Raw genomic sequence first — 12,100 nt, 5'->3', positions numbered from 1 at the left:
CGTTCTGGCTATCTCTTTCCCGAACTCTTGAGCCACCCTTGCGCCTGACGAGCCAGGCTGTCGATTTTCTCGGCAAGGTCTACGTAATGCTTACGCGGCAATATTCTTATATCATGCGACAATCTTATCAATAACTGCACCACCTGAATGCGCTCAAGGATCATTTCAATGTGATGCTCCTTGTCCTTGGCTGTGTTGGCCTTATAGATCATAACGACCAGCTCAATAATTTCTTCTTTCAGCTTCTGCCCAAGTGTGTGCCTATATTCGCGCGGAAAATTCTTCGTCACCTGCATAATCCGCAAAAGCAGATCATAGGTCAACTTGTAAATTGGCAAATGCTGGTATTGCGCCATTAAAAAACACCCTTCATACAGACCTCTATTGTGCGTATTAACCAACTGTAAGAAAAGATGTTTTTAAAAAATTCTGCAAAAAATTTGTAGCGACCCCGCTTCGCGGGGACAGTTAAATTATTAAATGATTAAATGGTTCATCTCCGGGCACAGCGGACGCTACGGAAAGGCGTCTTATTGCTGCTGCTCTGGCCACCGTCACTGAAGCGCTGTATCCATGCGCCGCCGCTATTGGGCTCCGAGGACGACCAGTACCATTGGCCGCTGAGATCAAAGCTGCTACGCAACGGACCGGTCGTGCCGCTGTTATCATCATCTGTCGCATCATTGACTGTCGGCAATGGATGGTCGGGATCGTCTGTCGCATTCAAATTGGCATAGATCACATCCAGTTCCGAAATCGCCGGCAGATACCAGCCACCGCCGGACAGAGCATTACAGGTTTCCGCCGCCGTGTGCGTACCTGATACATCGGCCACAAGCGTTGCCGTATTGCCAGGGCCATCCGTGGCATTTACATTTGTCCAAGCCGTACCCGTTCCTATATTCGTTGTGTCGGATTCCGTATTGGCATTTTTCCATTGCATCGTATCTCTGGTATTCGGATCGCCGCCGCCATTTTCACAGCGGTCGTCAACCGGGTCATAGTCCTGCCCCAGATCACAGCGGCGCACGAAGAAGTCCGTGGTTGTGCCCGGTACATCCCCGGCATAAACCATCACATCATCCATATCCGTGGGATCCGCCCCAAACAGGCGCGCACAGCCTGAATTGGCCGGGGCGGACAAATCACCGGACGGGCAAGATGAAAGACCTAGAAGGATCGTGCTTACATCAAGGCTTAAATTATGTGGCAGAGCAAATGTCGTATCCAGATCGTTGCCGGACGCATCCTCCAGCTCATCCGCCGCCACAGTGATCGCGGTAATCGTGATCCCGTCCGCGTCATTGTCCCCCGCCTGCACCGTGTAGGTAAATTCGGCGTTACCGGCATTGATCGCGGAGAAATTCGCGGTGCGGGACGTGCCACCAATATTCAGCGTTAAGCTCGGCGTGCCGCTTTGCACAAGGTCTTCATTCGCGTTTAATGTCACCGTGATTATATCGCCAATTCCTGCCGGGTCGCCGCCGCTCGATACCGCCGTAAAGCCTGCAATCGTCGGCATGGTGACATCCGGCACCGTGCCGGACAATCCGCCGCTGACCGTCCGCACCATCGGCGCGCCGTTTGTGCCGGTCAACGTACCGCCGTTCTTCTCGATTTCCTCGGCAACGATATTGGACAATGTTTCATCCGCACCCACAACATCATAAGTAAAGACAAGCGTGGATGTGCCGCTGCCGCTCGCATAATCGGCCAGACGATCCAGACCGCCCAGGGTAAAGCGTAGCCTCGGCATTCCGGTGACCGTGACGCTTCCCGTCAATGGCACGGTAAAGGTCAGTGTATTGCCCGTAGCCAGCGTGCCGGCCACACTGACCGCTTCATCGGCAAAAGGCGCGGCTTTCGGATTGGAAGGCTGCGGGCCGACGAGATCAAGCTGCGTGTGCGCTTCACTTGTATGTGTCTCATAAATGGCCGTACCTTCGGCGCGGATTTGCGGTGCCAGCCCATCCCCATCCTGTGCTTCGGCCAGTTCTTCCGTATTCACGCGCGTTGTACCGGTATCGTCTGTAAAGTCCGCTGCGCCATCACGCACCCGCAGCGTCGTGGTGCCGCCCGATACGCGCACATCCACGTCCGTTCCTATCAGGTCGATTGTACCGCCCGGCACGGCAATAACCGTTATGCCGCCACTGCCGCTGGTGAATTGTATAATCCCGGTAATCAGGACGATCTGGTCTTTTTCAATCCGCACTTGCGTATTTTGTCCCACATCCAGCCTTGCGCCGTTGCCGAAGACTACCGTGGCTCCGTCGCCGCCCGCGCCGCCGGTCGTAATCGTCGTGCCGAAGGCCAGAGATTGCCCGACACTGACATTTGCCCCTTGTGCAAAGGTCACGCGCGCCGTTACATCAGGGTCTTGACGCACCTGTACCCGTATTTCATTGTTCCGGCGCACTTTCTCAAAACGCCGATCCAGAACGGAATCAAGATTGTAAGTCGGGCGCTTCCACAAATCATCCCATCCCTGCCCGAAACGATAATTCAGGCGCATGGTAATCTGCCCTTCCATATCGTCCATTTCATTGTCTCTTGTCGCTTGGGAACGGATCGTAAAGGCATTCACCGGCGTGTATTCCGCCGCAAACTGATAGCCCCATATATCGTCCCCGTCCGGATTGATAACAGGTGTCTTTTCCTGACTCCAATGATAGCCCTTGGCAAACACTTCCAGTTCCGGGGCTTGGGGCAAACGCCCCGAAACTTCCAGATCTTCACCTCCTAATGCTTTTTCTTCATAACCGTCATCACGTCCGCGCCAGTCGGACAGGCCGACATATTTATTGAACGCCACACCGTACAGGCTGGTTTTATAATCCAGCCCCAACGACATGCGATTATGGTGATACGGCCACTGGTGATCGAAGAAGGCATTGGCCCCGAACATATGCTGTTCATCTGGTGTAATGTAGCGGTAAGCAAGCCCGGCATTCACCGTATCGCGGCGCTGGCTTGTATCCGCACCTATATCTTCAACCTGTTTGTTGGCGTAGGAAGCCTGCGCGAAAATGTTATGACGCAAATCGGCACTGTCCCAGAGCGGTTGGACGGTTAAAACCGAGTATTCATCAATTCCGTCACCCGAAAGGGAGTATTCCAGTTCCAGGTGATTCAGAGCATAAATATCGCTTGCCGACGCTGCTGCCTTTACCCCTTCCAGGCCGCTGCGAATGGCCGTTTGTTTAAGATTGCCGCCTAGATCATAGCTTTGCCCTTCCCCGGATAAGCCAATTTGCGATCCTATCTGTGATTGGGCAAAACCGTTCGCCATGTCGCCGGTTCCTCTGGCAATCTCTCCCGTTGCCGCATTCATCGCCGCTGCCGCCATTTTATTATCAATCGCGGGTAAAACATCCTGCAAATTCTCCCGCACCCAGTCCTGCGTCACGTTAGAACCATCCGGCAATATCGAGCGACCACGCTGCGCCAACGTGGACACCACATCATCAAATCTGGGGTCGCCCTCCAGCATTTGCCCCGTGGCAATGACTTCCTGCGCGATACGCCGCTCCCACGCGCTGTATTCACGCTCTTTTTTGGGATAAGGGGTGCTTTTATATAATGAAGAAGAAGCCGCCTCCTCTTTCTGCGCCAAACTTTTCAGTTCACGAATCAGGCTTTTCGCTTCTTCAGGAGAAAGGGCTTCGGGATCAATATTATCAAGTTTTTGAAATACCAGAGAGGATGAAGTTTCCCCTGCATTGACCGGGCTTGCCGAAAATCCCCAGTGGAGCGGGATGAGCAAAAGGAACATAAGTCCAGTGGTAAAATGTCTAAACTGTTTTCCCGGCAAGCGCATATCGAACAAAATCTGGGTTGAATACAATCGTGAGCGGAAAACACTTAGAATTCCACAGTTTATATTATAAAAATCGGGGGGGGGGGGACAAGGGGTAATTTAGAAAAAACGCCAGATTTTCAAGAACTTTGCAAAAAATCCACCGATTTAACAACCGCAAGAGGTGTTAGTAAAAATACTGCCCCAGATAATCACCATCAACCCACATTTTTACGTAGTTGGGTTTTGGGCGCAAAACGGCTTGGTAGCTGTCGCAATAATGATTATCATTGCTGTATCTTCCCGGCGCGCATCTTGCAACATAGCACTTTGCTTGGTTGTATTGCTGGCTTTCCCGCAATACATAGCCATCTTCACAAGGCTCGTAGCGTTCATATCCTAACTGATAATGGCCGCTGACTTTCTCCCCATTCGGGCCGGTAGTACATGACGATAGGAGCGCAAAGAATCTGCGCAAAGTTTTGTGATGTCGTGCTGCATAAGCAACCTCCTGTTAAAGGCTGGACTTGCGGTGGCCGAGAGTGTTTAAAGACAACCATGCCAGCAGGTTTAACAAAGGTTTCCTGCCTTGACTTCTTCTTCAAGGTTGCGGTTGGTCGCCGATAAAACGCGTATGTTTACAGGAACGGCTTTGCTTGCCCCGACAGGCTCAACCTCTTTTTGCTGAAGGATACGCAAGAGCTTTACCTGGGAATCCAGTGGAAGCTCGCCCACTTCATCCAGAAAAATCGTGCCCCCTTCGGCTTCGCGGAACTTGCCTGTGGCCTTATCTGTTGCGCCGGTAAAAGCCCCTTTTTCATGTCCGAACAAGGTGCTTTCAACGAGCTGTGCCGGAATAGCGCCACAGTTGACGGCGATAAACGGGTTTCCCAAGCGCGCACTTTCCCCGTGGATGGCTTGGGCGAACACTTCCTTTCCAACGCCTGTCTCTCCGGAAATAAGGACGGGTATGTCAGATGCTGCGGCTTTGCGCCCCATATTAACGGCCTCCTGCAGACCGCCGTCATGGCCTATTAAATGGTCAAATCTATAGTGGCCTTCCTTTTCGTTTTTTAGCCGTTTTACTTCTTTAGAAAGGATGCTGAGCTTAAGAGCATTTTTAGCCGTTATTGCCATCCTTTCCCCTTCATACGGCTTGGTCATGAAATCGATAGCGCCAAGCTTGATCGCCTTGACCGCCTCTTCAATATCCCTGGTCCCCGTCAGCATAATGACGGGAAGGCCCGGATAACGCTGCGCCATAATCTCCAGAGCCTCCATCCCCCCCATAACGGGCATGTCAATATCAAGAATCACAAGCTTTATAGCTCTTTTGTCATCCCTGCCAAGAATGTCCAAAGCCTCCCGCCCGTTAGGGGCGACTTGTGATTCAAACCCGATTTTCCGGCGCAGCAACGTTCCAAGCATTTTTTGCTGCATAGGATCATCTTCAACGATCAGGATTGAATCGGACATATGGCTGGTCTCCCGAAATGTTTTTACCCCTGTCATCAGGCTAACAAATAAAGATTAAAAAAGCGTTCTAATTTGAGATTTATGCATAAAAATTATCAAAATAAAACGTTTCAAAATGAGAATAACTTAAGGAAGGATTCGCATAAGCCGTTGAAAAATAAGCACAAAAATTTTGGCATGCCGGTTGCTATAAAGATATTATGAAAACTTATTTTAACGGAAGGGAGTCGAGATGAAAATTGTTAAAGAAGATGCCGAAAGGTCCTTGTTTGACTCTATTCAAAACCATTGGAAAAAGAACACATCGCAAAGATGCCTTTATTTAAAGTTCTCTCAATCCGGCATTGAGTCACAAAAATGGTTTCAGCCCTTCATAAAAGAACTTGATGCCTTTTTTGACGATAAAGCGGGGGAGGTTTTTCTTTGCAACGATAACGACGTGTTTATTTTGACAAAGTTTATCACCAAGAAAAACCTCGGCCGGTTTTTAGCCCATTTAGCCGCCAAACTTACGCCTGCCCCCTTCTCCCGGCCTCTGTTTTCGAAGGATCTGGCTTTTCTTTATGAAATCAAGGTTGATCTGGAAGCGCTCAAGCCCATTTGCGCCCGTAAAATTGAAAATAGTGAAATCGAAAAAAACAAACGCGCACAGCAAAAAGCCGAAAAAGAGGCGGAACTGTACCGGCAAAAACTTCTGGATATAGAAATTGAAAAAAAGCTTATATCCACATTATCGTCCAGACGCTCTGCAAGGGACGTCCCTGAAATCCTTTTTGTTGAAGACGATTTATTTTCGCAGCGGCTGATTAAGAACGCCCTCGGCAAAGAACATTATGTGCTTACGGCCAAAAACGGCCGTGAAGCCATTATGACTTACGCGGGCAAAGCGCCCGACATTCTTTTTCTGGATATCGGACTTCCTGACATTACGGGCCACGATGTTTTGAAAAAAATCTTTGAAATTGATCCTGACGCTTATGTGGTCATGCTGAGCGGTAAGGGAGACAGGGAAAATGTCTTAAAGGCTGTCGCGCAGGGCGCCAAAGGATTTGTCGTCAAACCTTTTACAAAGGAGAAGCTTTTCCAATACATCGAAAAATCACCGTTCGTTCAGGCAAAACAAAAGGGGGAAGGAAATGGATATTCAATCCGGTAAAAAAGACAAAAGACTGGTTCAAATTATTACATCCATCGGCAAAACCCCTTTGAGTTGGCAGGACTGGAGGTGCCTGCATATCGAATTGGACGAAGAAGGCGACAAGGCATCCTTTTCAGGCTGCATCCCTTTAATACAGCCCCTGTTACAATCGTATTTCAAAGAGATAGAAGGAGAGGTCTTTTTTTGTGAAAATTTCCAGATCCATCTTTTTTGCAAGAACGTATCAAAACGCGCTCTGGCCCAGGCCGGTGAACAGATACGCCATATAATCGAAGACGAGACTTCGTTATCGAGCGCGCTTGCCATTTATGATCTGGAACAGGAGGGGCCTTTATATGTTCGGCGCGCGCTTAAACAAGAGGATGAAAGCCTTTCGGTTTCCGCCTCGGCTTATGCCGATCTTTACGCCTTTCCTGATGAAAAAGGGGCGCCGGACATAGGAACGTTCGCTGTCAAAACCAACAAAAACAGACAAGGACAAACAAGGGTTCTTTTGGTCGAGGACGATCCCGTTACGCGCTGGATGGTAAGAAAAAGCCTCAAACATGATTGTGATCTTGTCACGGCGGCGACGGCGAACAAGTCCTTTTCCAAAATTCACTCTTTTCAGCCCGACATTGTTTTTCTGGATATTGATTTACCCGATAAGAACGGCCGTGAAGTATTAAGCTGGATTATGCGCAACGACCCGGGCCTATGTGTCGTTATGTTCAGCAGCAATAATAATCTGGACAATATCGCCGAAGCGCTGGAAGAAGGCGCCAGCGGCTTTATCGCCAAGCCGTTCCTGAAAGAGCAATTACTGCATTACATACAAAACCATTCAGGTTAGACTTTAGGATAGATTGTGAATATTTCGAAAGGAAAGGTAACGCAATGAAGGGAATCGTTTTCACAGAGCTTATTGATATGGTGGAAGCAACATTTGGCGAGGACATGATGGATGACGTCTTTGACGATTGCGATCTTGAGTCCGGAGGGGCCTATACGGCCGTCGGCACCTATGATCATCGGGAGCTGCTCGAAATCGTCGGCACCCTTAGCAAGCATTCCGGACTGAGTGTCAGGGATCTGGTCTATAAATACGGGCATCATCTTTTCTTCCGTTTCAATAAACTGATGCCCCAACTGTTCGAAGAACAAAAATCCGCCTTTGAATTTTTGGAAGGCGTGCACGACTATATTCACGTGGAAGTAAAAAAGCTCTATCCGGATGCCGTTCTCCCTTCATTTGAAACGGAAAGGCAAAACGGAAACGTGCTAAAAATGACCTACAGGTCCCAGTGCCCTTTTGCCGATTTTGCACATGGCTTGATGCAGGGCTGCGCCGATTTTTACAAGGAAAACATCACAATCGAAGGTGAAGATAAAAACACCGAAGGTCAGTTTTGCAGGATCTTTACCTTAACAAAACAATGAGTGAAGATATCGATAAAGACAGGAAAATTTCCCGGCTGGAAAAACGCCTCGCCCGTGAAAAGAAAGCGCGGAAGGAGGCAGAAACCCTATTGGAAGGAAAAAGCCGGGAAATCTATGCGTTAAACGAACAGCTGCATGAAGACGCCAGATTGCTGGAAGCGGCTGTCATTAACGCCAACGATGCCATCGTCATCACGACGGCAGATCTGGAGAACAATGGGCCGAAAATCGTCTATGTTAATGGCGCTTTTTCAAAAATATCCGGCTATGACGCCGAAGAAATCATAGGAAAAACACCGCGCATTTTACAAGGCGAAGACACCAGCCGGGAAGTCCTCGATGCCTTAAAAACATCCCTCTCCAAAGGCAGGTCGTTTCAAGGCGAATTAAAAAACTATACCAAAGACGGCGTCCCCTATTGGCTGGATATCAGCGTTGTTCCCGTAAAAGACAAAAGAGGAAACATTACTCATTTCGCCGCTATAGAACGCAACATCACAGAAAGAAAATCTTTTGAAGAAGAGTTAAGGGAAGAAAAGGAGAAAGCGGAATCTGCAAACATTGCGAAAAGCGAATTCCTCGCCAATATGAGTCATGAATTACGCACACCTCTAAACGGCATAATCGGCATGACCGAATTTATTCTGGATTCCAATCTTAGTCCGGATCAGAGAGACAATGCTGAAATACTGCATGGCTCAAGCCAAAACCTTCTATCTCTTTTAAACGATATACTTGATATTTCCAAAATTGAAGCCGGTGAGCTGGAAATCGAAAATGTGCCTTTCCATATAGGAATCGCCGCGCAACAGGTTGTCCAGCTATTCCTGCCTATTGCGAATGACAAAGGGCTTGCGTTAACGCTTGACCGCGATGAAAAAGTGCCTTCAACGGTTATTGGCGACTACAGCAGAATACAACAGGTCCTTAGAAACCTGATAAGCAACGCTATCAAATTTACCGAAAAGGGAAGCGTAACCGTTTTCCTGAAAACCGCTTTTGAAAAAGAAGAACCGTACCTGTTCATTGCCGTCAAAGACACAGGCATAGGAATCGCCGAAAATAAAAAAGACGCCATTTTTGAAAAATTTACGCAGGCCGATACCTCGGTCACAAGGGAATTCGGCGGAACGGGGCTGGGGCTTGCCATTACCCAGCAGCTTATCAATATGATGGGAGGCAAGATAGGCGTTGATAGCGTCGAAGGGCAGGGTTCGACATTTTGGTTCACGGTGCCTCTGAGCACAGCCGATGAAGATATGGAGCCGGTGAACCTTCTCGACAAAGACAAAAGCTATGACACCGAAGAGATACGGAAGAATATCAGAATACTTGCCGTTGACGACCATCCTGTAAATCAGGTTTTCATTATAAAACTGCTTAAAAAGCTCGGCTTTTCCTATGTTGATCTGGCGCATGATGGACAGGAAGCTCTGGATATGATTGATGCCAATTCCTATGATGTTGTTCTGATGGACTGTCAAATGCCCGTGCTTGACGGCTATCACGCGACGACAATCCTGCGGGAAAAAGAACAGGGAACGGACAGGCATCTCCCTGTTATAGCCTTAACGGCAAATGCCATGATCGGGGACAGGGAAAAATGTTTGAAAGCAGGCATGGACGATTATGTCAGCAAGCCCGTTAAGGCGGATAAAATCATTGAAGCCATACAAAAACAAATTTCAAATAAAACGACAAACGATGCTTCACCGACGCCGGAAAAAGAAAAACTGGAGCCGCCTGTTGATATGAAGCATTTCGAAACATTTACCGATGGCGATCCCGAAGAGGAGAAAGAGTTGCTGGATCTGTTTTTTAAACAAACGGAATTAAGCATCGGCGAACTGGAAGAAAGCTGCACGGATGATAAAAGTGAAGACTGGCAGAGGGCTGCGCATCGCATGAAAGGAGCGGCGGCGAATCTGGGAGCAAACATGCTTGCGAAGGCTTGTGCGGAAGCAGAACAAAATTATGAAGATAACCAGTCCTTTAAGGAAAACATGCTTGCGAAGATAAAAACCAGGCTTGATGCCTTACAGGCTTTCTTCCATAGCCGGGGGTATCATCAAGGCACAAATGAAAGACGGGTTTAAAATTACGCGGGAAGCGGGATAAGGGCAGCCGGAACAGGATAATATTACGGAAACTTGATATAAGCTGCCCGATTCCCCTATAATCGAAACAGGATCAGGTTGTTCCGGAACTCAGGCAAAAAAGGGTATGGGCCTGAGTAAAGACGGAACGCTTTTATTTTTTGCTCCGTTTTGCTACACCTTGAGCGTAAAGTCGAAATAACAGGAATGAAAGCTCCAGTAAAAGGCACATAGATAGAATGCACAAAAAAATATGCATGATTGCAGTTTTATTGCTCACAAGCGGTTTTTTGGCCGGATGCAGCCATACATTCGAAGGCGCGGGAAAAGATATCGAAGATGCCGGCGAATGGATTCAGGATATATTTTAGGGAGAATTTACAATGGTACGCTTTATCTTTTTATGCATGGTCCTTGTAGGACTTTCCCTGACGGTTCTTCCGGCCATGAAAATCTACAACGGCATTTCTTCCCAGCGCGACGCCGTGATGGCCGAAGCAACGCCGCCTTTGTCTTCAAAAGAACAGGTTGCCGTGGATACTGCGGCCGATCTTAACAATATTGAAGCAGCTGCAGGCGGGATCGAAGGCGCCATGGAAGACAGGGAAGACCTGACAGGCGGGTTCCGCAATACCGCACCAACGGCGCTCGAAGGACCCGCAGAACCGGCCCGATCCCCTGAAAACGCCTTTTAAATATAAAAAGGTTTTATTTTTTTCTTGAATCTTCGATCGGCCCAAGGTCGAATGGCGTATGAATTTTTATCCGGAACGCCCGTTTTCCTTTCCTTTTGTTTTTTTATGCGGCCTGATACTGGTCGTTTTTCTTTGCCTGGTTGCCCCGCGCACTGCCGGATTTACACCTTCCCTTCTGGCTCTTGTTTTTACGGGCGGGTTTTGGCTTCAAAACAGACAACTTTTAAAGCCGCGCCCGGAGGAACTCTTTTTAATGGCGGGAGTGGCCGCACTGTCGGGATTAAGCGCGTTCTGGGCCCCCGATTTTTCTTTTGCGCTGGAGCGCACCGGAAAAACAGCCTTCCTCGTTCTGCCGGGGCTATGGTTTATTGCCGCCGCCCGCACCCTTAAACCGGGCGATGTCCCCAAAAACTTTATCCTGCTTCTGGCGGGACTCTACATAGCCGCAGGTTTTACTATCGCGCTTGAATATTGCTGGGATTTCAGGCTTTACCGGCTTTTGATTTCGCCTGATGAAAATCTGATACTGGAAAACAAGCTCAACCGCTCTGTCGTTTGCCTGTCTCTTTTTTACCTGCCCGTTCTTTTCGCCGTAACCCAAAGTCTGAAAGAAAAAATGAAAAGAAGATTTGCTGTTGCCTTCATAACACTATCTCTTCTCGTTCCCCTTTTCCTGACGTCCAGCCAGACGGCCCAGCTTTCCTTCCTTGTCGGTCTTGTCTTTTTTCTGGGTTTTCCAGTCCGGAGAAAAAAAGTCTGGATTGCGCTGGCCGCATTGCTTGTGTGCCTGTCCCTGTCCGCGCCATGGATTGCCAAAGCCTCTTTAAAAGCCCTTTCCAGCCAGCAATATACGGGTGCGAGCGGAGCTCTGTTTTTAAAAGCCAGCGTGCCGCACCGGCTGGAGGTCTGGGACTTCGCCGCAACAGAAGCGCTCAAAAGCCCTGTTTATGGGCGCGGGGTCGAAGCCTTGCGCAACCTGAAATCCGAAACGCCGATGCCTTACATTCAAAGCAATCATATCCTGCATCCGCATAATGCAGCGCTCCAGATCTGGGTGGAATTCGGCCTGGTCGGAATTGTTCTGGGCAATCTGCTCCTCCTTTATATTCTAAGACAATGCTGGCGCGCCCCGGAAAAAACGCGCCCGCTTTATCTGGGAATTTTTATGGCTTCCCTGTGCGCGGCGATGACAGGATACGGGCTATGGCAGGGCTGGCAGTTGGGGCTGTTTTTTATTCTCATTGCCCTGACCACGATGGCGGGAAAAAAATACACCTTCGAATGACATAAGTCTTGCATTTACAAGGTCGCCTTGCTAAGAAGGTTTCACTACCAAATGATGAAGAGATGTGCTTGGGCTTTTGGGTTCGAGAGGTTTCGGCCTCACGTTAGGGAGCTTAAGCACCCCTCCCTTCAAGGCGACATCGGAAGACCCCTGTTTTTAGAATGAAGACGG

General features: G+C 48.8%; 10 protein-coding genes. 7 read left to right on the top strand and 3 right to left on the bottom strand.

The genetic code is table 11. The features are described 5' to 3' along the window. Window positions 1-8: 8 nt before the first annotated feature. The 3 genes from H6853_02370 to H6853_02360 form a co-directional block, all read right to left on the bottom strand. Complete coding sequence (locus tag H6853_02370) at window positions 9-356, bottom strand: four helix bundle protein (protein ID USO04141.1); 348 nt, start codon at window positions 354-356, stop codon at window positions 9-11. A gap of 137 nt (window positions 357-493) precedes the next feature. Continuing rightward, window positions 494-3,775, bottom strand: coding sequence for an inverse autotransporter beta domain-containing protein (locus H6853_02365; GenBank protein ID USO04140.1), 3,282 nt, complete (start codon window positions 3,773-3,775; stop codon window positions 494-496). A gap of 594 nt (window positions 3,776-4,369) precedes the next feature. Further along, a complete protein-coding gene (locus H6853_02360; protein ID USO04139.1) occupies window positions 4,370-5,275 on the bottom strand; it encodes a sigma-54-dependent Fis family transcriptional regulator in 906 nt (301 codons plus the stop codon). A gap of 232 nt (window positions 5,276-5,507) precedes the next feature. Here H6853_02360 and H6853_02355 point away from each other — a divergent pair, with 232 nt between their 5' ends. The 7 genes from H6853_02355 to H6853_02325 all read left to right on the top strand — a co-directional run bounded on the left by H6853_02355 (window position 5,508) and on the right by H6853_02325 (window position 11,929). Continuing rightward, window positions 5,508-6,431 carry a response regulator gene (locus H6853_02355; GenBank protein USO04138.1) on the top strand — a complete coding sequence of 308 codons (924 nt, stop codon included), beginning with the start codon at window positions 5,508-5,510 and terminating at the stop codon, window positions 6,429-6,431. Then, window positions 6,412-7,266, top strand: coding sequence for a response regulator (locus H6853_02350; GenBank protein ID USO04137.1), 855 nt, complete (start codon window positions 6,412-6,414; stop codon window positions 7,264-7,266). Before H6853_02355 ends, H6853_02350 begins: the two co-directional genes overlap by 20 nt. A 44-nt stretch (window positions 7,267-7,310) precedes the next feature. Then, window positions 7,311-7,853 carry a heme NO-binding domain-containing protein gene (locus H6853_02345; GenBank protein ID USO04136.1) on the top strand — a complete coding sequence of 181 codons (543 nt, stop codon included), beginning with the start codon at window positions 7,311-7,313 and terminating at the stop codon, window positions 7,851-7,853. Then, window positions 7,850-9,949, top strand: coding sequence for a response regulator (locus tag H6853_02340; GenBank protein USO04135.1), 2,100 nt, complete (start codon window positions 7,850-7,852; stop codon window positions 9,947-9,949). Before H6853_02345 ends, H6853_02340 begins: the two co-directional genes overlap by 4 nt. A gap of 239 nt (window positions 9,950-10,188) precedes the next feature. Beyond that, on the top strand, window positions 10,189-10,320 hold the full coding sequence (locus H6853_02335) for an entericidin A/B family lipoprotein (protein ID USO04134.1): 132 nt from the start codon (window positions 10,189-10,191) through the stop codon (window positions 10,318-10,320). A 12-nt stretch (window positions 10,321-10,332) separates the two neighbouring features. Then, a complete protein-coding gene (locus H6853_02330; protein ID USO04133.1) occupies window positions 10,333-10,644 on the top strand; it encodes a hypothetical protein in 312 nt (103 codons plus the stop codon). Between the two features lie 58 nt (window positions 10,645-10,702). Next, window positions 10,703-11,929, top strand: coding sequence for an O-antigen ligase family protein (locus H6853_02325; GenBank protein USO04132.1), 1,227 nt, complete (start codon window positions 10,703-10,705; stop codon window positions 11,927-11,929). Window positions 11,930-12,100: the final 171 nt, after the last annotated feature.

It is taken from the genome of Rhodospirillales bacterium (assembly GCA_023898765.1).
Lineage (GTDB): Bacteria > Pseudomonadota > Alphaproteobacteria > Micavibrionales > Micavibrionaceae.
Note: the sequence above shows the minus strand (reverse complement) of the source record. Positions and strands in the feature narration are given on the sequence as shown.

What these genes read in the sequence shown, in the direction of transcription:
- H6853_02370 (USO04141.1), bottom strand. Translation starts at nt 356, where the DNA reads ATGGCGCAATACCAGCATTTGCCAATTTACAAGTTGACCTATGATCTG.
- H6853_02360 (USO04139.1), bottom strand. Translation starts at nt 5,275, where the DNA reads ATGTCCGATTCAATCCTGATCGTTGAAGATGATCCTATGCAGCAAAAA.
- H6853_02340 (USO04135.1), top strand. Translation starts at nt 7,850, where the DNA reads ATGAGTGAAGATATCGATAAAGACAGGAAAATTTCCCGGCTGGAAAAA.
- H6853_02335 (USO04134.1), top strand. Translation starts at nt 10,189, where the DNA reads ATGCACAAAAAAATATGCATGATTGCAGTTTTATTGCTCACAAGCGGT.
- H6853_02330 (USO04133.1), top strand. Translation starts at nt 10,333, where the DNA reads ATGGTACGCTTTATCTTTTTATGCATGGTCCTTGTAGGACTTTCCCTG.
- H6853_02365 (USO04140.1), bottom strand. Translation starts at nt 3,775, where the DNA reads ATGTTCCTTTTGCTCATCCCGCTCCACTGGGGATTTTCGGCAAGCCCG.
- H6853_02350 (USO04137.1), top strand. Translation starts at nt 6,412, where the DNA reads ATGGATATTCAATCCGGTAAAAAAGACAAAAGACTGGTTCAAATTATT.
- H6853_02355 (USO04138.1), top strand. Translation starts at nt 5,508, where the DNA reads ATGAAAATTGTTAAAGAAGATGCCGAAAGGTCCTTGTTTGACTCTATT.
- H6853_02325 (USO04132.1), top strand. Translation starts at nt 10,703, where the DNA reads ATGAATTTTTATCCGGAACGCCCGTTTTCCTTTCCTTTTGTTTTTTTA.
- H6853_02345 (USO04136.1), top strand. Translation starts at nt 7,311, where the DNA reads ATGAAGGGAATCGTTTTCACAGAGCTTATTGATATGGTGGAAGCAACA.